Genomic DNA, 22,235 nt, shown 5'->3' with positions numbered 1-22,235 from the left:
GAAGTCTTTCAGACGGGGATCGTCACATCCGGGCGCCCGCCATCGCGCGGCACATCTCGGCGCAGCGGCGACAGGCCTCGGCGCAGCGCTGCATCTGTGGGTCGTCCGGCATGCTCATACACGCCTCGGCGCACATGTCGCACGCCTTGGCACACATCGCGCACATCTCGGCAGACATGGGCGAGCGCCGCATCATCATGTCGGCGCACATACGGGTCATCTCGGAGCAGTCCATGAGCGCGCGCATGATCTGCATCTGGGCCTGGCCGCCCATCTGCATGAGGGAGCTCATGGCCTCCTCGCACGTGCTGTGGCAGGACATGCACGCCTCCACGCAGTCCTGCATCTCCTTGCTCATGGCCTTCATGGCTCCGGCCTGGGTCATGATGGGTCCTCCTGGGGGTGAGAGGGGCCCGGGCGAGTCCCGGACCCCGTGCGTGCACTTCCGTCGTACGCCTCCCGGGCGCCCCGCGCCATCGGGCGGAGGCACCCAATCCGCACGGTTTGCCCCACAACCGCACGTCCCCTCGGCGGATCATCGGGACCTGCGCCTGGAAGCCATTGGGGTTACGGCTTCCCGCCGAACGGATGAGAAAAGGGTGCCCGGATCACCGGGCACCCTTCGTCCGTCAACTCTCCCGCCGCTACGGCAGGTTGCGCGCGATCACGATCCGCTGGACCTGGTTCGTGCCCTCGTAGATCTGGGTGATCTTGGCGTCGCGCATCATGCGCTCCACCGGGTAGTCGCGCGTGTAGCCGTAGCCGCCGAGCAGCTGGACGGCGTCGGTCGTGACCTCCATCGCCACGTCCGAGGCGAAGCACTTCGCGGCTGCGCCCTGGTACGTGAGGTCGGCGTCGCCGCGCTCGGAGGCGGCCGCCGCCTGGTACGTCAGGGCGCGGGCGGCGGAGATCTTCATCGCCATGTCGGCGAGCATGAACTGGATGCCCTGGAAGTCGGCGATCGGCTTGCCGAACTGCTTGCGCTCCTGGACATAGCCCTTGGCGTAGTCCAGCGCGCCCTGCGCGATGCCGAGAGCCTGCGCGGCGATCGTGATGCGGGTGTGGTCCAGGGTCTTCATCGCCGTCGCGAAGCCCGTGCCCTCCTCGCCGATCATGCGGTCCGCCGGGACGCGGACGTTGTCGAGGTAGACCTCACGGGTCGGGCTGCCCTTGATGCCGAGCTTCTTCTCGGGAGCGCCGAAGGAGACGCCCTCGTCCGACTTCTCGACCACGAAGGCCGAGATGCCCTTGCTGCGCTTCTCCGGGTCGGTCACCGCCATCACCGTGTAGTACTCGGACTCGCCCGCGTTGGTGATCCAGCGCTTCACGCCGTTGAGGACGTAGTGGTCGCCGTCGCGGACCGCCTTCGTCTTCATGCCGGCCGCGTCGGAGCCCGCGTCCGGCTCGGACAGGCAGTACGAGAACATCGCCTCGCCCTTGGCGAGCGGCGTCATGTACTTCTTCTTCAGGTCCTCGGAGCCGGACAGGATGACGGGCAGCGAACCCAGCTTGTTCACCGCGGGGATCAGGGAGGAGCTGGCGCACACCCGCGCCACCTCCTCGATCACGATGACCGTCGCCAGCGCGTCCGCGCCCGCGCCGCCGTACTCCTCCGGTACGTGCACGGCGTGCAGGTCGTTCGCGACCAGGGCCTGAAGCGCCTCCTGCGGGAAGCGGGCCTCCTCGTCCACCGCGGCGGCGTACGGCGCGATCTTCGCCTCGGCCAGCGATCGGATGGCGTCGCGGAGCATGTCGTGCTCCTCGGACGGGCGGTACAGGTCGAAGTCAGCCGATCCGGCCAAGGTCTCTCACGCTCCAAGGACGCTGGTGGTGATCTCGCTAATTACCGTTAAGTAACTCAAAGTTTAAGGGTCCGCCCATCCGAGTGATACGTGAGCTTGGCGACAGGGGAAAGGGTGAGAGGGAACTGCCGAGGTGGGGGGCGTGCGCACGCCCCGACTATGCTCAGGCAGCGCATCACCGCCGTACACCTCTGGAGTGCACCCATGGCCCTCAAGATCACCGTGATCGGTACCGGTTATCTCGGTGCCACGCACGCAGCGGCCATGGCCGAACTCGGCTTCGAGGTGCTCGCCCTCGACGTCGTCCGCGAGAAGATCGAGATGCTCGAGCGGGGCGAGACCCCGATGTACGAGCCGGGCCTCGAGGAGCTGCTGCGGCGGCACGTCGCGGGGTTCGAGGGGAGCAGCGGCCGGCTGCGCTTCACCCTGGACTGGGCCGAGGTCGGCGCGTTCGGCGACGTCCACTTCGTCTGCGTCAACACCCCGCAGAAGCACGGCGAGTACGCCTGCGACATGTCGTACGTCGAGTCCGCGATCGCCTCGCTCGCCCCTCACCTGCACGGTCCCGCCCTGGTGGTCGGCAAGTCCACCGTGCCCGTCGGGTCCGCGGACCGGCTCGCCGCCTATCTCGCCGCGCATTCGCCCGCCGGCCCGGACGCCGAGCTGGCCTGGAACCCGGAGTTCCTGCGCGAGGGCTTCGCCGTGCAGGACACCCTGCGTCCCGACCGGATCGTGGTGGGCGTGCGCAGCGAGCGGGCCGAGGAGCTGCTGCGGGAGGTGTACGCCACGCCGATCGCGGAGGGCTCCCCCTTCGTCGTGACCGACTTCCCCACCGCCGAGCTGGTGAAGACGTCCGCGAACTCCTTCCTCGCCACCAAGATCTCCTTCATCAACGCCATGGCGGAGGTGTGCGAGGCCGCCGGCGGTGATGTCGCCAAGCTCGCCGAGGCCATCGGATACGACGACCGGATCGGGAAGAAGTTCCTGCGGGCCGGGATCGGGTTCGGCGGCGGCTGCCTGCCCAAGGACATCCGGGCCTTCATGGCGCGCGCCGGTGAACTGGGTGCCGACCAGGCCCTGACGTTCCTGCGCGAGATCGACTCCATCAACATGCGCCAGCGCGGGCAGATGGTGGAGCTGGCGCGGGAGGCGGTCGGGGGCGGGCCGTTCCTGGGCAAGCGGGTCGCCGTGCTCGGCGCCACGTTCAAGCCGGACTCCGACGACGTACGGGACTCGCCCGCGCTCAACGTCGCCGGGCAGATCCACCTCCAGGGCGCTCAGGTGACCGTCTACGACCCCAAGGGCATGGAGAACGCCCGCCGGGTCTTCCCCACCCTCGGCTACGCCCGCTCGGCGCTGGACGCCGTGCGGGGCGCCGACGTCGTCCTGCATCTCACCGAGTGGCGGGAGTTCCGCGAGCTGGACCCGGCCGCGCTCGGCGAGGTCGCGGCGACCCGGCTGATCCTCGACGGACGCAACGCCCTGGACCCGGCGCTGTGGCGGAAGGCCGGCTGGACGTACCGGGCGATGGGGCGTCCGACCGCCTGATGATCGGGCGACGCCGGTTCGGCCGAGGCTCAGTCGGCCGAACCGGCGTCTTGTCGCATTCTGCACCATCCCGCTGTGCGGCGAGCCGTGAACCTCCTGTGGATCACGCTCGCGCACGTCCTGTGGATCCCGCTCCTGAGGCCTTCTGCGGATCCCGCCCGGATCACGGCTCCTTCGCCCGGTAGCGGCGCATCTTCGCGCGCGCCCCGCACACCGACATGGAGCACCAGCGGCCGCGGCCGGCCGGGCTGCGGTCGTAGTAGGCCCAGTGGCAGGTGACGGCTTCGCAGGCCTTGAGCCGGTTCCAGGTGCCGGCGACGAGTGCTTGGGCGATCGCCGCCGCCACTCTCGAGTGCAGCGGGCCGTCGTCGGCCGGTACGAGGGCGGCCGAGCCGTCGGTACCGTCGACCGCGACCAGCAGCGGGGCCGCGGCCAGCAGGTCGTTCAGTGGAGTCACCGTGCGGTGCGGCGGGTGGCCCGCATGGGCGAGCAGCGTCGCGCGCAGCGACTCGCGCAGTTCGCGTGCCCGCGGGACCTCGTCCTCGGTGAGCCCGAAGCGCGCCCGGCCGTCCGCCGTGTCGAGTGCGTCGGCCCCCGACTCGATGTCCAGCGTGTTCACCAGGGACTCGACCAGAGCCAGGCCCTCCGGTGCGGGCGATCTCTCACTCATGGCTGCACACGCTATCTCCCGAAGGGGCGAATCCCCTGCGACGTTACCCCCTGTGCGGGAGTATGCGGTAACGCAGTTACCTATTGACGCCTCTTAGAGGTAACGAAGGAGGAGTTGGTCATGGCTCTCGCCAAGCTGGGTGTCGTCGTCCTGGACTGTCCCGACCCGCGCTCGCTGGCCGGTTTCTACGCCGAGGTGCTGGGCGGCACGGTCGAAGGCGACGGGGAGTGGGTCGACCTGGAGGTGCCCGGCGGACAGCCGCTGGCGTTCCAGGCCGCCCCCGGGTTCGCGGCCCCGCAGTGGCCCGCGGCCGACCACTCGCAGCAGTTCCACCTGGACCTCACCGTCGACGACCTGGACGCGGCCGAGAAGGGGGTGCTCGCCCTGGGTGCCAAGCCGCTGGACACGGAGGACCGCTCGCGCTCCTGGCGTGTGTACGCGGACCCGGCGGGGCACCCGTTCTGCCTCTGCAAGAGCTGAGCCGGGAGGCGCCCATGGCACCCGTGACACGTTTCCGCTCCGTCGTGCTCGACTGCCCCGACCCGCGGGCCCTGGCCCGCTTCTACGCCGGGGTCGTCGGCGGCACGCCCGAGGAGGAGGATCCCGACTGGGTCGTGCTGCGGGTGCCCGACGGTCCGCGGCTGTCCTTCCAGCGGGCTCCGGGACACACCCCGCCCGAGTGGCCGCGCGCCGACCGGAACTCGCAGCAGTTCCACCTCGACTTCGAGGCGGGTTCCACATGGGAGGAGATCGACGCGGCCCACGAGAAGGTCCTCGCGCTGGGGGCACGCCCGCTCGACCTCGAGGACCGGGAGAAGAAGGACTTCCAGGTGTACGCCGATCCGGCGGGGCATCCGTTCTGTCTGTGCCGGATCGATCCCGTGTGACACCTGTCGTCCGTGTGAGGTCTATCCGTCCAGCTCCGCGATCCTCGCCGTGGACGGGTCCCTGCGCAGCTGTGCCGCGCGTGCCGTGAAGTCGGCGGTGCGCAGCACCCGCTGGACGTTGCCCCAGGTGAGCAGGGCGACGTCCGGCTCGGACCAGCCGCGGTGCAGCAGCTCGGCGATGAGGCGGGGGTAGCCGGAGGCGTCGGCGAGGTCCTGGGGGTGGGCGGCGCCGGAGTCGTACGTGCCCGACAGGCCGACGCACTCCGGGCCGGCGAGGGCGCGTACGTGGTCGAGGTGGTCGGCGACGTCCCGTGCGGTCGGGCCGGTCTGCTCGGCGGTCAGCGGCACCAGGCACAGGCCCTTGGCGGCCCCCAGCTCGGCGAGCAGGTCGTCGGGGAGGTTGGCCGGGTGGGGGCGCAGGGCGCGGGCGGCGGAGCGGGTGCACAGCACCGGTGTCTTGGAGAGCGTGATCGCGCGGCCGATCACGGCCTCGGAGGCGCCGGAGAGGTCGGCGAGCACGCCGATCCGGTTCATCTCCCGCAGGACTTCCTCACCGAACCGGGTCAGCCCCGCCTCGCTCGCCCAGGAGGTGCCGGTGAGGGTGAGGACGCGCAGGCCGAGGGAGTGCAGGACGCGCAGAATGCCGACGGAGTCGTCGAGTGCGGCGGCCGTCGCCGGGCCCAGGAGGATGGCGACGCGGCCGCAGTTGTGGGCGTCGATGACCTGCCCCGCCGCGCGGGCCAGGCGCAGCCCCTCCGGGTGGGCGCCGATCACCGACCGCGCGAGGTCCAGCTGCTCCAGGGTCGCGCCGACGGCCCGGTCCGCGGCCAGGCCCTCGGGCAGGTGCAGTGACCAGAACAGCGCGCCGACGTGGCCCTCGCGCAGCCGGGGCACGTCCGTGTCGACGGCGCTCTCGCCGAGCTCGAGGTCGTACCAGGGGAGGTGCCGCAGCGCCCACGGCAGTCCGCTGTAGCCGTCGGCGACGGGGTGTGCGGCGAGGATGGCGTGAGCGCGCTCCAGCGGGGCCGCGTCGGGGTCGGAGAGAGGACTGCAGAGCTCCTGCTCCCGCTCCCCGGTCGGGAAACCCTCCAGTGGCAGCTCGCCGACCTCGCCGGTGGTGTGCAGTTCGTCCTGGAGGTCGGCCATGGCGGTCTCCGTACGTCGTGATCGGCGCCGTGCTCAGCAGTACGGCCACCGTCGCACGGAGCGGAGGGGGGCTTCCTGGTGAGCGGGGCGTTCGGGGGTACGGGGGCTTCCGGAGGTTGGGCGCTTTTGCCTACCGCCGGTGGGTGGTCGGGGTCGTGGTGGTACGGCGAGCCCGTCGCGGGTTGTGCCCCTCTGCCCGCTGCCACCGTGCACGGCGTGGGGACCAGCCGGGCGACGGGCTGCGGCGCACCACCACGACCCGCTCCGGCGCGCGGGCGACTGCGGGTGCGTGGTGGCGCGCCCGGCCGCGGGGCAGCCGCAACGCCGGGTGTCCGATCGCCGGTCCTCGCGGGAGGCAACCTCAGCCGTCGAGCGCCTCGATCGTCGCGTTCGACGGTCCCCGCGTCGCCCGGAGGTCCCGTGCGACGTCCTCCGCCGCGCCCACGGCCCGTACCGCGTTCTGCCAGGTCAGCTTGGCCAGGTCGGAGCGGGACCAGCCGCGGTCGAGGAGTTCCGCGATCAGGTTCGGGTAGCCGGAGACGTCGTTCAGGCCGTCGGGTGTGAAGGCCGTACCGTCGTAGTCGCCGCCGATGCCGAGGTGGTCGACGCCGGCCACCTCGCGCATGTGGTCCAGGTGATCCGCCACCGTGGCCACGGTGGCGACCGGGCGCGGGTTGCGCTCCTCGAAGGCGCGGTGCACCTTCATCGCCTCGGGGGTGGTGGCGAGGTGGTGGAAGCCGTGGGCGCGCATGTTCTCGTCGGCCGCGGCCGTCCAGTCGACCGCCGCCTGCAGCACGAACTTCGGCACGAACGTCACCATCGCGACGCCCCCGTTGGCGGGGAGACGTTCCAGGACGTCGTCGGGGATGTTGCGGGGGTGGTCGCACACGGCCCGGGACGAGGAGTGCGAGAAGATCACCGGTGCCGTCGACGTGTCGAGCGCGTCACGCATCGTCGTCGCCGCCACGTGCGAGAGGTCGACCAGCATGCCCAGGCGGTTCATCTCCCGGACCACCTCGCGGCCGAAGCCGGAGAGGCCGCCGACGTTCGGCTTGTCCGTCGCCGAGTCCGCCCATGCCACGTTGTCGTTGTGGGTGAGGGTGAGGTAGCGGACCCCCAGTGCGTACAACCCCCGCAGGGTGCCGAGGGAGTTGGCGATGGAGTGGCCGCCCTCCGCGCCCATGAGGGAGGCGATACGGCCGTCCGCGCGCGCCTCCGCCATGTCGGCGGCCGTCAGCGCGGCCCGCAGGTCGCCGGGGTACCGGGCGAGCAACTGCCGTACGCAGTCGATCTGTTCGAGGGTCGCCGGCACCGCGTCGGGCAGGTCCGAGCGGACGTACACCGACCAGAACTGCGCTCCCACGCCGCCCTCGCGCAGGCGCGGGATGTCGGTGTGCAGGTGGGCGTTCTGGTGGGTGGAGATGTCGCGGGCGTCGAGGTCGTAGCGGACCTGTTCGCGCAGCGCCCAGGGGAGGTCGTTGTGCCCGTCGACGACCGGGAACTCACGCAGGAGTTCCCGGGCTGTCTCCAGAGAGCTCACGGCCGTCACTTCCCGAAGCCGAAACCGTTGTTTCCCTCCACCTTGGAGCGCAGACGCTTGCCCTTCTCGGTGGCCTGGTCGTTGAGGTCCTGCTGGAACTCCCGCATGCGGCCGAGGAGTTCCTCGTCGTGGGCGGCGAGGATGCGGGCGGCGAGGAGACCGGCGTTGCGGGCGCCGGCGACGGAGACGGTCGCGACCGGGACGCCGGCCGGCATCTGCACGATCGAGAGCAGGCTGTCCATGCCGTCCAGGTACTTCAGCGGGACCGGGACGCCGATCACCGGCAGCGGGGTGACCGAGGCGAGCATGCCGGGCAGGTGGGCGGCGCCGCCCGCACCCGCGATGATCACCTTGAGTCCACGCTCGGCCGCCTGCTCGCCGTACGCGATCATCTCGCGCGGCATGCGGTGCGCGGAGACGACGTCGACCTCGTAGTCGATCTCGAACTCGTCGAGGGCCTGGGCGGCGGCCTCCATGACGGGCCAGTCGCTGTCCGACCCCATGACGATGCCAACAACGGGGCTCATTCGGTGATCGTGCCTCTCAGGTAACCGGCTGCGTGACGGGCGCGCTCCAGCACGTCGCCGAGGTCGTCGCCGTAGGTGTTGACGTGGCCGACCTTGCGTCCGGGCTTCACGTCCTTGCCGTACATGTGGATCTTGAGCTGGGGGTCGCGCGCCATGCAGTGCAGGTACGCCGAGTACATGTCGGGGTAGTCGCCGCCGAGGACGTTGACCATGACCGTCCACCTGGCGCGCGGGCGCGGGTCGCCGAGGGGGAGGTCGAGGACCGCGCGGACGTGGTTGGCGAACTGGGACGTGATCGCGCCGTCCTGGGTCCAGTGGCCCGAGTTGTGGGGGCGCATCGCCAGTTCGTTGACGAGGATGCGGCCGTCGCGGGTCTGGAACAGCTCCACGGCGAGGTGGCCGACGACGCCGAGTTCCTTGGCGATCGTCAGGGCCATCTCCTCGGCCTTCAGCGCGAGGGCCTCGTCCAGGTCGGGGGCCGGGGCGACGACCGTGTCGCACACGCCGTTCACCTGCTGGGACTCGACCACCGGGTACGCCACGGCCTGGCCGTGCGGGGAGCGTACGACGTTGGCGGCGAGCTCGCGGACGAAGTCGACCTTCTCCTCGGCGAGGACGGGGACGCCCGCGCGGAAGGGGTCGGCGGCCTCCTCGGCGGAGTCCACCACCCATACGCCCTTGCCGTCGTAGCCACCGCGGACGGTCTTGAGGACGACGGGGAATCCGTCGCCCTCCGCGGCGAACGCCGCCACATCGTCCGGGTCGCTCACGATCCTGTGCCGGGGGCACGGCACTCCGATCGCGTCGAGCTTCGCGCGCATCACGCCCTTGTCCTGGGCGTGCTCGAGCGCGTCGGGCCCGGGACGCACGGGGATGCCGTCCGCCTCCAGTGCCCGGAGGTGCTCGGTGGGTACATGTTCGTGATCGAAGGTGATCACATCGCAACCGCGCGCGAACTCGCGCAGCGTCTCGAGGTCGCGATAGTCGCCGACGACGACATCGCTCACGACCTGCGCCGCGGAATCCTGAGGGGTGTCACTGAGGAGCTTGAACCTGATGCCCAACGGGATGCCCGCCTCGTGTGTCATACGAGCGAGCTGACCCCCGCCGACCATGCCGACTACCGGGAACGTCACGCACCTAGGGTATCGGCCGTGCCGCGCGGGCCGGGTTCCGGCCGTTTTCGGCAGGTTTTCCCGCCGGACACCGCGCCTCTTACCAGGCCTTTTCCTGTCTCATACCGCATATTTCCCGGCCCCTTCCCGACCTGTTTCCGACCCGTGAGCCCGAGCACAGGAAACAGTCGGCGAGGGTGGTTAGCATGGCTGCGTTGACGTATTCGACCCGGACGGGGGCCTGAACGACCATGGGACGTGGTTCCTCGGGGCTTCGACGGCTCGTGCACGAGGTCGCCAAGTTCGGCGCCGTGGGCGCTGCCGGCATTCTCGTCAATCTCGGCGTGTTCAACCTGCTGCGCCACGTCACCGATCTGCAGGTCGTGCGGGCGAGCGTCATCGCGACCGTCGTCGCGATCGCCTTCAACTACATCGGCTTCCGCCACTTCACGTACCGGGACCGCGACAAGAGCGGCCGTACGAAGGAACTGTCGCTGTTCCTGCTGTTCAGCGCGGTCGGGCTGGTGATCGAGAACGGGATCCTGTTCGCGGCGACGTACGGCTTCGGATGGGACAGCCCGCTGCAGAACAACGTCTTCAAGTTCTTCGGCATCGGGGTGGCGACGCTGTTCCGGTTCTGGTCGTACCGGACGTGGGTGTTCCGGGCGCTGCCCGTGCGGGAGACCCCGGTGGCCAGAGCGGAATCGTTCCTGGCGTCCGAGACCAAGAAACCGAGGACCACGCAGCGGGTCAGCTGAGCCCGCCCGCGCGGCTCACCTGACCGTGGGCTCGCCCTCCTCCGTCAGCGGCCGCTTCAGCGGCGTGCGCGACAGGAACAGCCCGAACACCGCCGGCTGGGCCTGCAGCATCTCCAGCCGGCCGCCGTCCGCCTCCGCCAGGTCCCGTGCCACCGCCAGGCCGATCCCCGTCGAGTTGCGTCCGCTGATCGCGCGCTCGAAGATGCGTGCGCCCAGATCGGCGGGAACCCCCGGCCCCTCGTCGGTCACCTCGACGACGGCCTGGTTGCCGGTGACGCGGGTGCGCAGGGCCACCGTGCCGCCGCCGTGCATGAGCGAGTTCTCGATCAGTGCCGCCAGGACCTGCGCGACCGCCCCCGGCGTGCCCACCGCCTGCAGATGCCGCTTGCCCGAGCTGACGATCGCGCGGCCCGCGCTGCGGTAGGCGGGACGCCACTCGGCGAGCTGCTGCTGGATGACCTCGTCGAGGTCGAAGGTGACGGCGGAGCCGGTGCGCGGGTCGCGGGAGTTCGTGAGCAGCCGTTCCACCACGTCCGTCAGGCGCTCCACCTGGGTCAGTGCGAGGTTCGCCTCTTCCTTCACCGTGTCCGGGTCGTCGGTGAGAGTGATCTCCTCCAGGCGCATGGAGAGCGCGGTGAGTGGCGTGCGCAGCTGGTGGGAGGCATCGGCGGCAAGGCGGCGCTCCGCCGTCAGCATGCGGGCGATGCGCTCGGCGGAGGAGTCCAGCACGTCCGCGACCCGGTCGAGCTCCGGGACGCCGTACCGCTTGTGGCGGGGGCGCGGGTCGCCCGAGCCCAGGCGTTCGGCCGTCTCCGCGAGGTCGGTCAGCGGGGAGGCGAGGCGGTTGGCCTGGCGGACGGCCAGCAGCACCGCCGCGATCACCGCGAGCAGCGCCACGGCCCCGATGATCAGCAGCGTGCGGCCGACCTCCCGGGTCACGGTCGAGCGCGGCTCCATGACCGTGACGGTCTCGCCCTCCTCGCCCGGCTCCGTGGCGCTGATGACCTCACCGACCGGCTTGGAGCCGATCTCGATGGGCGCCTCCCCCGGGATCCGGATCACGGCGTAACGCTCCTGCGTGACCTGCTTCCCCAGGATCTCCGCGTTGACGGCCTCCGCACCGAGCAGCCGGCTGTCCACGATGCTGGCCAGCCGCAGCGCCTCGGACTCCACCCGTTCCTGGGCACTGTTACTGATCGTGCGCGTCTCGACGATGACGAGGGAGACCCCGAACACGGCGATGACGACGAGCACGACAGCGAGGGTGGACTGAATCAGACGGCGACGCACAGGGCTCTCCGGACGGCGGCTTTACAACGAACAGTGTGTACAGCGCCCTTGAGGGGCGCGAGGAACTGCGCGACCAGCCGCGGACAACCCGCAGTCGCCGAGGAACCCGAACCCCCGGGCTCAACGGCGAACCGGCAACCCCGCTCAGCTCTTCTCGAAACGGAACCCGACCCCACGCACAGTCGCGATGTACCGAGGATTCGCCGCGTCATCGCCCAGCTTCTTCCTCAGCCAGGAGATGTGCATGTCCAACGTCTTGGTCGAAGACCACCACGTCGTGTCCCACACCTCCCGCATCAGCTGGTCGCGCGTGACCACCCGCCCCGCGTCCCGCACCAGCACCCGCAGCAGGTCGAACTCCTTCGCCGTGAGCTGGAGTTCCTCGTCTCCCATCCACGCACGGTGCGACTCGACGTCGATGCGCACGCCGTGCGTGGCGGGCGGCTGCTGCGGTTCGGCGGCACCGCGCCGCAGCAGGGCCCGGACCCGGGCGAGCAGTTCGGCGAGCCGGAAGGGCTTGGTGACGTAGTCGTCGGCCCCGGCGTCGAGCCCGACGACGGTGTCCACCTCGTCGGCACGCGCGGTCAGGATGAGGATCGGCACGGTGTGGCCCTCGGCGCGCAGCCGGCGGGCGACCTCCAGGCCGTCCATGCCGGGCAGACCGAGGTCCAGCACGACCAGGTCGACGCCGCCCTGCATTCCGGCGTCGAGCGCCGTCGGTCCGTCCTCACGCACCTCGACCTCGTACCCTTCGCGGCGCAGGGCGCGGGCCAGCGGCTCCGAGATGGACGCATCGTCCTCGGCGAGCAGTACACGGGTCATGAGCAGATGGTAGTCCGCATCGGACGGCCCCAGGGGTGTGATCGCCGCCGCTGTTTCTTACCCAGGGACATGCCGGACATGGATCCTCACGTGCTTCTCACGCGCCGCCTCGCGATCTTGGTGCAGACCTGTGGTCACGCGATGCGATCCTGGGAGTGACCTTCGAAACCGAAGCACGGTTCCATGATCGCCTGTGATTCGTGTCTCAAGTTCTTCCATTTCCGGCACTGTCCTGCCGTATGGTGAATCAACACCTTCAGCATCATGAGACCCTTTGGCTCTCGTTTGACGCTGAAGGTCTCTTTTTGTGCGACCAGCAAGGAACGACCATGGCGTCCAGCCTGACGAAGGACTCGGTGACTGCGGGCACCCCCGGTTCCGAGAAGGCCTTCTTCGGCCACCCCCGAGGCCTGGCCACCCTCTTCATGACCGAGATGTGGGAGCGCTTCTCCTACTACGGCATGAAGGCGCTGCTGCCGCTGTACCTGGTGGCACCCGGCGGCCTGCACCTGAGCGCGGCCACCGCGACCGCGATCTACTCGGTGTACCTGTCGCTGGTGTATCTGCTCGCCCTCCCCGGCGGCTGGTTCGCGGACCGCGTCCTCGGCCCCCGCAGGACCGTCGCCGTCGCGGGCGCGATCATCATGCTGGGCCACCTCACCCTGGCCCTGCCGAACTCCGGCACCTTCTACGCGGGCCTCGGCCTGGTGGCGGTCGGCTCGGGTCTGCTGAAGGCCAACATCTCCACGATGGTCGGCCACCTCTACGACGGCCCGGACGACCCGCGCCGCGACGGTGGCTTCACGGTCTTCTACATCGGCATCAACCTCGGCGCCTTCGCCGCCCCGCTGGTCATCGGCACCATCGGCGAGAACGTGGACTGGCACCTGGGCTTCGCGCTCGCCGCGCTCGGCATGGCGCTGGGGCTGGCCCAGTTCCTGCTCGGCAGCCGTCACCTGAGCTCGCGCTCGGACGTCGTCCCGACGCCGCTGTCGGCCGTGGAGAAGGCGAGGACGCTGCGCAAGTCGGCGTTCTGGGCGGCCGTCGCGATCGTCTTCTACGCGGTCGTCGGCTTCTCCGGCCACTACACGCTGAACTGGCTGCTCGTCCCGATCACGCTGGCCGGCCTGATCATCCCGGTCATGGTCATCGCCCGCATCAAGCGGGACAAGGAACTGGACCGCGTCGAGCAGTCGAAGATGTCCGCGTACATCTGGTTCTTCGTGGCCGCGGCCGTGTTCTGGATGATCTACGACCAGGGCGGCTCGACGGTGTCCCTGTTCGCCGACTCCTCGGCGGAGAACACCGTCTTCGGCTGGGAGTTCCCCGTCTCCTGGTACCAGTCCGTCAACCCGGTCATGATCATGGCACTGGCCCCGGTCTTCGCCTGGATGTGGCTGGCGCTGGCGCGGCGCGGCAAGGAGCCGAGCACCGCGGTGAAGTTCGCGACGGGCCTGGTCCTGATCGGCGCGTCCTTCATCCTGTTCCTCGCCCCGCTGACGATCGCCGACGGCGGTCACAAGGCGGCCGCGATGTGGCTCGTCGGGATCTACTTCGTCCAGACGATCGGTGAGCTGACCGTCTCGCCGGTGGGTCTGTCGGTGACGACGAAGATGGCACCGGCGAAGTACGCCTCCCAGATGATGGGCGTCTGGTTCCTGGCGGTCACCGCCGGTGACGCCACGACCGGCCTGCTCTCCATCGCCGGTGTCGACCTCAACAAGACGGGCGTCGTGGCCCTCCAAGCGGTTCTCGCCGTGATCGCCGGTGCGGCGGTGTGGATGTACCGCAAGCGGGTCAGGGAGCTCATGGGCGACGTCCACTGACGTACGTCCACGGTTCCGGAGGGCCACCGCACCCTGGAGGGGAGCGGTGGCCCTCCGGCTGTCCGGAGCCGCGAGTACGTCAGCGCAGGCGCCGCCGGCCCGGCAGGAACGTGAACACCGCCGCCCCCAGCAGGACGGCCGTTCCCGCCACCAGGCCAAGCGCCTTCAACGCTCCGTCGTTGTCGGCGCCCGTCTCCGCCAGGCCGCCGCTCGTCGACGTACCGCCGGAGGTGGACGACGAGCCACCCGATGCGCCGCTCGCCTGCTCGGCGGTGTCCAGGGTCAGGGAGACCTCGGTCCTGTCCGGGGTGCATGTCGTGGTCGTGCCGAGGGCCTCGATCGTGAGGACGCCCGGCGAGAGGGTCGACTCGCCGGTCGCGCCGGGCTTGTAGGTGCCGGTCAGGTCGGGGATCTCGATCGGGTCGCCCGTCTTGATGTCCTCGGAGTTGGTCGGGCCCTCCACGTGCACGGTGCCCTCGTCGGCGCCGCCCAGGACGACCTCCATCGACGGCTTGACCGAGTCCTTGGGGATGTCGGCCGGACTGTTCATCACCGACTTCTTGAACTGCACGGTGAGGTCGAAACTCCCGCCGTCCTTCTTGGCGTTGATCTGGATGGGAGAGGTCGCCTTCTTCTCGCCGAGGGGCGACTGGCAGGTGTACGGGATCTCGACCTCCTTGCCGGTGAAGTCGGTCCGGCCGCCGTCGTCACCGCCGCTGGAACCGCCCGTGTCCGTGCCCTCGCTCTCACTCGCGCTCGCACTCGCGGAGTTGCTCGGCGTGCTCGACGCGCTCGCGGACGCGCTGCCGCTCGGCTCGGCGGAGGAACTGCCGCCGCCCTCCGTCACGTCGATGGTCGCCGCCGACTTCACGGTCTCCGTGGGCGTGCACTTGGTGACCGTCCCCAGGACGTTGATGTCGTAGGCGTCCGGGGTCAGCGTGACCTCGCCGGCCTTGGTCAGTTTCAGCGTGCCCTTCATATCGGACATCACCATGTCCGAGCCCTTGGGGATGACCGGATTCTCCTGCGATCCCTGCATCGGGATGTCGCCGGTCTGCGCACCGGCCGCCTTGAGGGTGCCGGTCGGCTTGACGGAGTTCGCCGGCAGGTCGATGGGGCCGGGGTTCTTCGAGGCGGCCTGCACGAACTTCCAGACCACCTCGACCTCGTCGCCCACCTTCGCGGTGGCCGGCGCGGTGATCTCCACCTTGGTGGTGCCGTCGACGGGGTCCACTCCGGAGCCCGCGGGCGGGATGCAGTGGGTCGCGTACGACACCTCGGCGGCCTGCGCGGGCCCGGCGGCCGCACCCAGCAGCACGCCTGCCCCGGCGAGTACCAGCGCGGCGCCCGCCGCGCTCGCTCTCCGTACGTGCGGCCCGCCGGCCGGGGTGACTCTCCTTCGCTCGCTCACGTGGATCCCTTCCTGGTGGGAGTCGTGGGACTCGTCGGACTGTCGTCGTGCGGTGCGGAGAGCCGACCACCGGCCGTGCCCGGATCGGCGTCCGGGGTGAACCACGGCAGGGTCGAGGTCGTTGGAGGCGTCTGCTCCTGAGCCCCCGAGGGCTTCGGCAGACGCACGGTGAAGGCGGGCAGGCGCAGCCCGCGGTGCCGGATACCGCCCGCCGTGCGCGGCCGTACCCGGTCCACGACGGCCATCCCGACGCGGAACAGGGCGGCCGGAACCACCAGGCAGACCAGGATCCAGAACAGGGTCACACCCCAGGGGCGACCGACGCCCCACGGCTGCTCGGCGAGGACCCTGCCGCCGTACTCAAGCGACACGGTGTAGTCGCCGTGCGCCCCGGCCGCCAGCCCGACGGGCAGCCTGATCTGTGCCTTCTTGCCGGGTTCGAGGGTGCCGCGCCACTGCTGGTCCTCCCACTCAGGGGCGAACACGCCGTGGGAGGTCCCCACTTGGAAGACAGGGTTCTTGATCGCCTCGGTGCCGACATTGCCGGCGGTGAAGACGAGGGTGCGCGAGGGCGGTGCGCCGAACCAGGTCAGCAGGCCGCTCGACCCGTCGAGCCGGGTGTCCATCAGGATCGACAGCCGCCCGTCGGCCGACTCCCCGGGCAGCGGTTCGACGGCGTGTCCGGCCACCATGAAGACCGCGTCGGCCTGGGCCTTCGCCCCGGTCACCGTGGCGACGTGCACCACGCACGGGCACGGCACCGGCGGTTCGGCGACCGGCAGGTCCTTGTTGAAGCGGCCCTTGGCGTCGGTCGTGACGGCCCGGCCGTCGGCGTTGGCGCAGGAGTTGGTGCCGCCGGGCACGCCCCGGGACGGTACGGACTGCCCGCAGATCAGCATCATCAGCAGCGCGTTCGGCCGCCAGCCGGTTCCGCTGACGGTGACCGAACCGCCCGTGCCCGCCTGGGACTTGGAGAGCTTCACGGTCGGGCCGTCCGCCGCAGCCGTGCCCGGAAAGGGCAGCAGGAGCAGCGCGAGCACCGCGATCAGCGCGGGTATCCGCAGTCTGCCGCTCACGTCGTCGCTCCCGTCAACTCGGCTTCGGCACTGGGGTGTTCGGCCACAGGGCCGCCTGCCGTACGGCGCCTTCGACGTCGTACGGCGAACAGGGCGCCGCCCGCCGCCAGCGGGCTCCCCAACCCCGCAACCGCACCCCACGGCACGAACCGCGCCGACGCCGTGGCCGTGTCGTGCGCCCCGCCCGCCGCCGTGACCGTCAGCCGTACGTCGACCGCGTCCAGGGCGGGCCGGCCGGGCCAGGGCTCGCTGAGTTCCAGGCGGCGGCCGGGCGGAAGTTCGACGGGCAGGGAGCGCGGGGCGCGGTCGAGGACCGTGCCGAGGACGCCGTCCGCGCGGACCGCGAGCATGGGCGTGAGGGTCGTGGTGCCGCGGTTGACCAGGTCGTACGTGATGCGGTCGCCGCGCACGGCGACGTGCTCGACGGTCAGCGCGGACAGCGCGGGTCCGCCGGCCCGCAGGAGGATCCGGACGGTGGCCGTACGACCGTCGCCGTCCCGCGCGACGATCGTGCCCGCACGGTCCGCTGTTCCCTCCGGGACGGTCACCGTGAAGGGGACGTCGGCCCGGGTGCGGGCGGGGACGCCGATCTCCTGTTCGGCGAAGGTGAGGGGCAGGCCGGCGCCGCGCAGCTGTAAGGTGACCGGCTCCGAACCCAGGTTGGTCACGGACACCGTGTCCTGCAGGACCGTCCCGGGCGCGCCCTCTGCGTAGAAGGACGGGCGGCCGGAGCCGGAGGGCGCGAGGGACCAGCCGTCGGCGGCCGTCGCGGCGGGCGCGGCGGCCAGCACGGCCAGGAGGGACACGAACAGGACACGGACGGCAGACGACATCGGCGGCTCCAACGGTCGTGCGGGATGTCAGCGGCGTACGCGCGCCGCCTGGTTCCGCCTCGTCAGCCACAGCGCGCCGGCCGCACCCGCGAGCAGGACCGTGCCGCCGAGGGTGCCCAGGGCGATCGCCGAGTCCTCGGGGCCGGTCTGCGGGAGCTCCCCGCCGGAGCCGCTCTGGGTGGTGCCGCCCGAGCCGCCGCCCGCGGCCGTGACGTCGAGCTTCAGCGACGGGCCCGGGCTGTTGGTGGGCGTGCAGGTGGTGGTCGTACCGAGGGCCTTGATGGTGAGCACGGCGGCCGTGAAGGTGACCTTGCCGGTCTTCTTGGGGGTGTAGGTGCCCGTCAAGTCGTTGATTTTGATGGGGGTGTCGGCGGGTATGGCTTCCTGGTTGGCGGGGCCGGAGACGGTCATCGTGCCGCTGTCGGCTCCGCCCAGCTTGATGGTGGCGCTCGGTTTCATCGCGCCCTTGCCCAGTTCGACCGGGCTGGACGAGACGCCCTTCTGCCAGGACATGGTGATCTTGTAGCCGCTGCCGCTCTTGACGCCCTTGATGTCGATGGGCGAGACGGCGCTCTTGTCGCCGATGGGCGTCTTGCAGGCGTAGTTGACGTCGACGACCTCGGCCCGGGCTGCGGGGGCGGCCATCAGCACCACCGCGCCGGCCAGGGCCGCGGCGGACGCGAGCGCGGCGGTTCGCTTCTGCTTCGACACGGTCCCCTCATTCCTGACGGCACATCAGATCGGCCGTCAAGGTACGCCCGGGGCCGTGAGGAGGGAAGACACAGCGCACGCCGGAGTTGTGGGGATCCGGCGTGCGGGAAAGGGGGTTCGAGTGGAGGACCGGCCACCGGAGTGACCCTCGGTAACAGCAGCACGGAGGATGATCGGGTGCCGCCCCGCGGCAACCCGGCGTTTCCTACGCCGGTGCGCCCAGTTCCGCCCACACCGTCTTGCCCGCCGTCCCGGCGGTCCGCACCACGCCCCAGTCCAGGCACAGGCGCTGGACGATGAACATGCCGTGCCCACCGGGGCGCCCGGCGCGGTGCGGGGTGCGCGGGGCCGGCCGGCCTGTGCCGCGGTCGGAGACCTCGATGCGGATCACCTTCTTGTCACAGCCGAGCCACAGCTCGTCCGGCCCCTCGGCGTGCAGGCAGGCGTTGGTGACCAGTTCGGAGACGACGAGCAGCACGTCCTCGGCGGCGGCCCGCTGGTCGGCCGTGGCGGCGGGCAGCCAGCCCCACGCGTACAGGGCCTGGCGGGCGAAGTCGCGGGCGAGCGGGACCACACCGCTCCGGCCGTCCAAGCTCAGCCTGCGCACCTGCCGGTCCTCGGGCCGACCCTCGGTGGACGGCACGGCCTCACCCCCCTCGGGCACCCCGGAAGCGCCGCTGGGCTCCGGGGAGCCCGGCGAGATAGGCCGGGTGGTGCTCATCAGCGCTTCACCTCACCGATTCACCAGTTCACGATTCAAGAGTCAGTACTCAGTACGTAGATCCACGGCGCGCCCGTCACCGCTGGTTCCCCATTTCCGCCCCTCGCGGCCCCGCCGTTTTCGTCGGCCGACATGTTCAGGATGTCTCCTGCCCGACCGAACCGGCAGAACACCCCCCTTTTCGGCGCGGTCGGCGCGATGTCCGGGAAGCGCCGGTCAACGGCTGTGGCCACCGGGACGAGGTGCCGCGGGGTCAGCCGGCGTCGTCGCGCAGAGCCGCCCCGACCGTGTCGTGGACGGTGAAGACCGCCTCGGCTCCCGTGATCTCGAACACACGCGCCACCACGGGCAGCATCCCGGCGAGATGGACTCCGCCACCGGCGGCCTCCGCCTTCAGCCGGGCTCCGAGCAGCACGTTGAGCCCCGTGGAGTCACAGAACTCCAGCCGCGAACAGTCGACGACCAGCCGGCTGAAGCCCTTGGCGAGGCAGTCCTCGAGTGGTTCACGCAACAGATCGGCGGTGTGGTGATCGAGCTCACCCGCGGGGGTCACGACGGCATTGGAGCCCTCTTCCCGCACCTCCACCAGAAGTCGGCCCGACTGTGCGCTGCCGACCGTCCCGTGGTCCATGCCGTCTCTCTCCCGAGGTCGTGGCTGCTGACGTACGCACTGGAACCCTACGCCTTCCTCACACACTCAAAGGCTCGAACAACCGCCCAAAAAGGGACATTTGCCATGTAAACGCACTTGCGGCGGGCTCGGAGAAGCGGGTAGGGCTAGTAAGGACACGTACCCGACACGGCCGGCTTTGGAGGCGCCGCACACCGCAGTGCACAAACTGGCTTCGGCAGCCATATGCCGAGAACGATGGAGGACATCATGTCACCCCGGCTCGACGCATCGCATACCCAGAGGGCGACGTCGACACCCCCTCCGGAACATCTGGATCCCATCGAGCGGACCCGCCACGAGGCAGTCACCGAACAGGACGACGTACTCGCCGGGCTTCCGGAGATCCCCCCGTACGACGAGGTCGGTCCCGTCGACGCACGGGCCCTGTCCAAGACCCTCTTCGAGCGGCTGGAGTCCCTCGAGGAAGGCACCCACGAGTACTCGTACGTACGGAACACGCTCGTCGAACTCAACCTCGCCCTGGTCAAGTTCGCCGCCTCCCGCTTCCGCTCCCGCAGCGAGCCGATGGAGGACATCATCCAGGTCGGCACGATCGGCCTGATCAAGGCGATCGACCGCTTCGAGCTGAGCCGCAACGTCGAGTTCCCCACCTTCGCGATGCCGACCATCGTCGGCGAGATCAAGCGCTTCTTCCGCGACACCTCGTGGTCCGTGCGCGTCCCGCGCCGGCTGCAGGAACTCCGGCTCGACCTGGCCAAGGCCGGCGACGAACTGGCCCAGCAGCTCGACCGGGCGCCCACGGTCGGGGAACTGGCGGAGCGCCTGGGCCTCTCGAACGACGAGGTGGTCGAGGGCATGGCGGCGTCCAACGCCTACACGGCCTCCTCCCTGGACGCGCAGCCGGAGGAGGACGACGCGGAGGGTGCGCTGGCCGACCGCATCGGCTACGAGGACCACGACCTCGAAGGCATCGAGTACGTCGAGTCGTTGAAGCCCCTCATCGCCGAACTGCCGCCCCGGGACCGGCAGATCCTCTCCCTCCGCTTCGTCGCCAACATGACCCAGTCGGAGATAGGCGACGAGCTCGGCATCTCGCAGATGCATGTGTCGCGGCTGCTGTCGCGGACGCTGGTGCGGTTGCGGAAGGGACTGACGATCGAGGAATGACGGCCGTCCCCCGGTCGGGCCCTTCGTGGGTTGCACGGGCTGGATGGGTTGCACGGGTCCCATGGGTTACCCACGGAAACTCTTTCCCCATGGGTTTCCTTCCTCCACTATGAGCCGTCATACCCGCCGGTAGGTATGCGTTCCGGCGGGCCGCGCTGCTGCAAGGAGGCGGGTGGATGGCTCGGGCCGACGACGGCACGGACTGTGGTCGTGGGGTCGAAGCGGGCACGTCGGACGCGCGGCTCAGCGAATTGCTGCACGCCAACACCGCCGACGCGTACTCCGCACTCCAGGAACTCCGCGCACGCCACCGCGCGGCCGTGCTCGCCTATGCGCGCCTGTGCACCTCGGGCGAGTCGGCAGCACGGCAGTTGGCGGCCCAGGCGTTCACGCTCACGGCCCGGGAGACGGGGCGCGGCATCGAGCCCCGGGTCCCCTGGCGCCACCAACTGCTGCTGACGACCTGGCGGTTGGCCGCATCGTGGGCCACGGGCGAGCGGGCTGTGGGCCTGGACTCCGGCCTGCTGCTGGTCCTCAACGCGGCGGGCACCGCCGGCCCCGCCGCGCCGATGCTCGCTGCGTACGAGTCCATCGCCTCCCGCACACAGGGCCTGATCTGGTACGCGCTCGTGGACCGGGAGCCGGTGGAACGGACGGCCGGTTTCCTCGGCCTGACCCGCGAAGACGTGACGTACGGAGTGGACCAGGCACTCCATCAGTTGGGCCAGGCCTGCCTGCGCTCCCGTCTCGCCGCCTCCACCGACCCCGACTGCCGCGACTTCCGCCGCCTCATCGAGGAGTCGGTACGCCCGGACAGTCCCCGCGACAGCGCCGACCTGCACGCCCACATGGCGCACTGCCCGCACTGTACGGCGGCGTACGAGGAGCTGTCCGCCCTCCACAACGCGCCGCGTACGGCGCTGGCGGAAGGGTTGCTGCCCTGGGCTGGCTCGGCGTACGTCGCGGACGACCCCTCGGGTGAGTGGGACGACGATGACCTTGCGGCGGCCGCGACCTGGCCGCCGTACCGGCGCCGCGCCGTCCTCGTCTCGGCGGCGCTCGGTGTGGCGCTGGCTCCGCTGGCGTTCTTGCTGTTGTCGCAGGGCGGTGCTTCGCCGTCGCGGGACCCGGTGAGTTCGGTCGGCACGCCGGTGACTCCGCCGACGGTGTCAGTGACCGTGACAGAAACGGTGTCGGCCAGTCCCTCGCCTTCGCTGTCCTCCAAGTCTCCGTCCCCGTCCCGGACTTCCGCCCCGGCGCGCACCTCACGCCCGAAGGCACCGCCCTCTCCCACGCCCTCCCCGACACACCCGCCGAACAGCACGTACGCCCAGGTAGTGAACGTCGGCTCGGGACTGTGCCTGGACGTGGCCGGCGCCTTCTTCAACGGGACCGACGTCGTCACGACCCCCTGCACCGCGTCACGCACCCAGCGCTGGCGGGTCGACTCCGCGCGCGGTGTGCTGCAGTCGTACGCCGATCCCGACTACTGCCTGGACAGCCGGGGTTCGACGGACAGGGGCGTCGGGATCTGGACGTGTGCCTCGGTGGAGGGACGCAACGGCCAGAACCTCAAGTTCGTCGTGGACGACGACGGCGCGATCCGCCCGGCGATCGCGATCGAGACGGCGGTGACGCCCGAGAACGGGGGCGACTGGGTGTCGCTGGAGTCGCTGAACGGAGACAGGGAGCAGCGTTGGCGGGCGGGGGCGGCCTGACCCCGCCCGTCCGGCGCGTCGGAATCCAAGGGA

Annotated in this window: 22 protein-coding genes; 7 read left to right on the top strand and 15 right to left on the bottom strand. The window is 70.5% G+C overall.

The genetic code is table 11. The features are described 5' to 3' along the window. Positions 1-22: 22 nt before the first annotated feature. Together ABZO29_RS26385 and ABZO29_RS26380 are read right to left on the bottom strand one after the other, a co-directional pair. Positions 23-385, bottom strand: a complete 363-nt coding sequence (locus ABZO29_RS26385) for a four-helix bundle copper-binding protein (protein WP_367322662.1) — start codon at positions 383-385, stop codon at positions 23-25. 259 nt (positions 386-644) lie between these two features. After that, positions 645-1,802, bottom strand: coding sequence for an acyl-CoA dehydrogenase (locus tag ABZO29_RS26380; protein WP_367322661.1), 1,158 nt, complete (start codon positions 1,800-1,802; stop codon positions 645-647). 204 nt (positions 1,803-2,006) lie between these two features. On the opposite strand from ABZO29_RS26380, the gene ABZO29_RS26375 reads away from it, so the two are divergent. Next, positions 2,007-3,350, top strand: coding sequence for a UDP-glucose/GDP-mannose dehydrogenase family protein (locus ABZO29_RS26375; RefSeq protein ID WP_367322660.1), 1,344 nt, complete (start codon positions 2,007-2,009; stop codon positions 3,348-3,350). Positions 3,351-3,513: 163 nt separating this feature from the next. On the opposite strand, the gene ABZO29_RS26370 is transcribed toward ABZO29_RS26375, so the two are convergent. Continuing rightward, positions 3,514-4,020 (bottom strand): CGNR zinc finger domain-containing protein, encoded by a 507-nt coding sequence (locus ABZO29_RS26370; protein ID WP_367322659.1) that lies wholly within the window; start codon positions 4,018-4,020, stop codon positions 3,514-3,516. A 120-nt stretch (positions 4,021-4,140) separates the two neighbouring features. Here ABZO29_RS26370 and ABZO29_RS26365 point away from each other — a divergent pair, with 120 nt between their 5' ends. Together ABZO29_RS26365 and ABZO29_RS26360 are read left to right on the top strand one after the other, a co-directional pair. Next, positions 4,141-4,500, top strand: a complete 360-nt coding sequence (locus tag ABZO29_RS26365; RefSeq protein ID WP_367322658.1) for a VOC family protein — start codon at positions 4,141-4,143, stop codon at positions 4,498-4,500. 14 nt (positions 4,501-4,514) lie between these two features. Next, positions 4,515-4,907 (top strand): VOC family protein, encoded by a 393-nt coding sequence (locus tag ABZO29_RS26360; RefSeq protein WP_367322657.1) that lies wholly within the window; start codon positions 4,515-4,517, stop codon positions 4,905-4,907. A gap of 21 nt (positions 4,908-4,928) precedes the next feature. On the opposite strand, the gene ABZO29_RS26355 is transcribed toward ABZO29_RS26360, so the two are convergent. The 4 genes from ABZO29_RS26355 to ABZO29_RS26340 form a co-directional block, all read right to left on the bottom strand. Next, positions 4,929-6,053: a dipeptidase gene (locus tag ABZO29_RS26355; RefSeq protein ID WP_367322656.1), complete on the bottom strand. Its 1,125-nt coding sequence runs from the start codon at positions 6,051-6,053 to the stop codon at positions 4,929-4,931. A gap of 361 nt (positions 6,054-6,414) precedes the next feature. Continuing rightward, complete coding sequence (locus ABZO29_RS26350) at positions 6,415-7,602, bottom strand: dipeptidase (protein ID WP_367322655.1); 1,188 nt, start codon at positions 7,600-7,602, stop codon at positions 6,415-6,417. Continuing rightward, positions 7,599-8,096: a 5-(carboxyamino)imidazole ribonucleotide mutase gene (gene purE / locus ABZO29_RS26345; protein WP_367326251.1), complete on the bottom strand. Its 498-nt coding sequence runs from the start codon at positions 8,094-8,096 to the stop codon at positions 7,599-7,601. Before purE ends, ABZO29_RS26350 begins: the two co-directional genes overlap by 4 nt. A 20-nt stretch (positions 8,097-8,116) precedes the next feature. Further along, the gene (locus ABZO29_RS26340; RefSeq protein ID WP_367322654.1) at positions 8,117-9,256 is read right to left on the bottom strand and encodes a 5-(carboxyamino)imidazole ribonucleotide synthase; all 1,140 of its coding nucleotides are present in this window, start codon (positions 9,254-9,256) and stop codon (positions 8,117-8,119) included. A gap of 230 nt (positions 9,257-9,486) precedes the next feature. On the opposite strand from ABZO29_RS26340, the gene ABZO29_RS26335 reads away from it, so the two are divergent. After that, positions 9,487-9,993, top strand: a complete 507-nt coding sequence (locus tag ABZO29_RS26335) for a GtrA family protein (protein WP_367322653.1) — start codon at positions 9,487-9,489, stop codon at positions 9,991-9,993. A 15-nt stretch (positions 9,994-10,008) separates the two neighbouring features. Here the strand turns inward: ABZO29_RS26335 and ABZO29_RS26330 are convergent, their stop codons facing one another. After that, complete coding sequence (locus ABZO29_RS26330; protein WP_367322652.1) at positions 10,009-11,283, bottom strand: ATP-binding protein; 1,275 nt, start codon at positions 11,281-11,283, stop codon at positions 10,009-10,011. 144 nt (positions 11,284-11,427) lie between these two features. Next, the gene (locus tag ABZO29_RS26325) at positions 11,428-12,105 is read right to left on the bottom strand and encodes a response regulator transcription factor (RefSeq protein WP_018566970.1); all 678 of its coding nucleotides are present in this window, start codon (positions 12,103-12,105) and stop codon (positions 11,428-11,430) included. Positions 12,106-12,434: 329 nt separating this feature from the next. Between ABZO29_RS26325 and ABZO29_RS26320 the strand changes: the two genes are divergently transcribed. Then, on the top strand, positions 12,435-13,931 hold the full coding sequence (locus ABZO29_RS26320) for an oligopeptide:H+ symporter (RefSeq protein ID WP_367322651.1): 1,497 nt from the start codon (positions 12,435-12,437) through the stop codon (positions 13,929-13,931). A gap of 79 nt (positions 13,932-14,010) precedes the next feature. Here ABZO29_RS26320 and ABZO29_RS26315 read toward each other — a convergent pair whose 3' ends face one another. From ABZO29_RS26315 to ABZO29_RS26290, 6 genes are all read right to left on the bottom strand, one after another. Beyond that, the gene (locus ABZO29_RS26315; RefSeq protein ID WP_367322650.1) at positions 14,011-15,342 is read right to left on the bottom strand and encodes a hypothetical protein; all 1,332 of its coding nucleotides are present in this window, start codon (positions 15,340-15,342) and stop codon (positions 14,011-14,013) included. Further along, on the bottom strand, positions 15,339-16,418 hold the full coding sequence (locus ABZO29_RS26310; RefSeq protein ID WP_367322649.1) for a hypothetical protein: 1,080 nt from the start codon (positions 16,416-16,418) through the stop codon (positions 15,339-15,341). Before ABZO29_RS26310 ends, ABZO29_RS26315 begins: the two co-directional genes overlap by 4 nt. Further along, positions 16,415-17,251, bottom strand: a complete 837-nt coding sequence (locus ABZO29_RS26305; protein ID WP_367322648.1) for a hypothetical protein — start codon at positions 17,249-17,251, stop codon at positions 16,415-16,417. The genes ABZO29_RS26310 and ABZO29_RS26305 overlap by 4 nt, the downstream gene beginning before the upstream one ends. A 27-nt stretch (positions 17,252-17,278) precedes the next feature. Then, a complete protein-coding gene (locus ABZO29_RS26300; protein ID WP_367322647.1) occupies positions 17,279-17,962 on the bottom strand; it encodes an LPXTG cell wall anchor domain-containing protein in 684 nt (227 codons plus the stop codon). A 205-nt stretch (positions 17,963-18,167) separates the two neighbouring features. Continuing rightward, positions 18,168-18,683 (bottom strand): ATP-binding protein, encoded by a 516-nt coding sequence (locus ABZO29_RS26295; RefSeq protein ID WP_367322646.1) that lies wholly within the window; start codon positions 18,681-18,683, stop codon positions 18,168-18,170. 253 nt (positions 18,684-18,936) lie between these two features. Further along, positions 18,937-19,314 (bottom strand): STAS domain-containing protein, encoded by a 378-nt coding sequence (locus ABZO29_RS26290; RefSeq protein ID WP_367322645.1) that lies wholly within the window; start codon positions 19,312-19,314, stop codon positions 18,937-18,939. A gap of 249 nt (positions 19,315-19,563) precedes the next feature. Here ABZO29_RS26290 and ABZO29_RS26285 point away from each other — a divergent pair, with 249 nt between their 5' ends. Both ABZO29_RS26285 and ABZO29_RS26280 read left to right on the top strand, forming a co-directional pair. Continuing rightward, complete coding sequence (locus tag ABZO29_RS26285) at positions 19,564-20,484, top strand: RNA polymerase sigma factor SigF (RefSeq protein WP_367322644.1); 921 nt, start codon at positions 19,564-19,566, stop codon at positions 20,482-20,484. A gap of 176 nt (positions 20,485-20,660) precedes the next feature. Further along, positions 20,661-22,202 (top strand): ricin-type beta-trefoil lectin domain protein, encoded by a 1,542-nt coding sequence (locus ABZO29_RS26280; protein ID WP_367322643.1) that lies wholly within the window; start codon positions 20,661-20,663, stop codon positions 22,200-22,202. The last annotated feature ends 33 nt before the right edge of the window (positions 22,203-22,235 follow it).

This window comes from Streptomyces sp. HUAS ZL42, assembly GCF_040782645.1.
Taxonomy (GTDB): domain Bacteria; phylum Actinomycetota; class Actinomycetes; order Streptomycetales; family Streptomycetaceae; genus Streptomyces.
Note: the sequence above shows the minus strand (reverse complement) of the source record. Positions and strands in the feature narration are given on the sequence as shown.

Coding starts and splice junctions, on each gene's coding strand:
- ABZO29_RS26385 (WP_367322662.1), bottom strand. CDS start 385: ATGACCCAGGCCGGAGCCATGAAGGCCATGAGCAAGGAGATGCAGGAC.
- ABZO29_RS26375 (WP_367322660.1), top strand. CDS start 2,007: ATGGCCCTCAAGATCACCGTGATCGGTACCGGTTATCTCGGTGCCACG.
- ABZO29_RS26370 (WP_367322659.1), bottom strand. CDS start 4,020: ATGAGTGAGAGATCGCCCGCACCGGAGGGCCTGGCTCTGGTCGAGTCC.
- ABZO29_RS26365 (WP_367322658.1), top strand. CDS start 4,141: ATGGCTCTCGCCAAGCTGGGTGTCGTCGTCCTGGACTGTCCCGACCCG.
- ABZO29_RS26360 (WP_367322657.1), top strand. CDS start 4,515: ATGGCACCCGTGACACGTTTCCGCTCCGTCGTGCTCGACTGCCCCGAC.
- ABZO29_RS26355 (WP_367322656.1), bottom strand. CDS start 6,053: ATGGCCGACCTCCAGGACGAACTGCACACCACCGGCGAGGTCGGCGAG.
- purE (WP_367326251.1), bottom strand. CDS start 8,096: ATGGGGTCGGACAGCGACTGGCCCGTCATGGAGGCCGCCGCCCAGGCC.
- ABZO29_RS26335 (WP_367322653.1), top strand. CDS start 9,487: ATGGGACGTGGTTCCTCGGGGCTTCGACGGCTCGTGCACGAGGTCGCC.
- ABZO29_RS26325 (WP_018566970.1), bottom strand. CDS start 12,105: ATGACCCGTGTACTGCTCGCCGAGGACGATGCGTCCATCTCGGAGCCG.
- ABZO29_RS26320 (WP_367322651.1), top strand. CDS start 12,435: ATGGCGTCCAGCCTGACGAAGGACTCGGTGACTGCGGGCACCCCCGGT.
- ABZO29_RS26305 (WP_367322648.1), bottom strand. CDS start 17,251: ATGTCGTCTGCCGTCCGTGTCCTGTTCGTGTCCCTCCTGGCCGTGCTG.
- ABZO29_RS26295 (WP_367322646.1), bottom strand. CDS start 18,683: ATGAGCACCACCCGGCCTATCTCGCCGGGCTCCCCGGAGCCCAGCGGC.
- ABZO29_RS26290 (WP_367322645.1), bottom strand. CDS start 19,314: ATGGACCACGGGACGGTCGGCAGCGCACAGTCGGGCCGACTTCTGGTG.
- ABZO29_RS26285 (WP_367322644.1), top strand. CDS start 19,564: ATGTCACCCCGGCTCGACGCATCGCATACCCAGAGGGCGACGTCGACA.
- ABZO29_RS26280 (WP_367322643.1), top strand. CDS start 20,661: ATGGCTCGGGCCGACGACGGCACGGACTGTGGTCGTGGGGTCGAAGCG.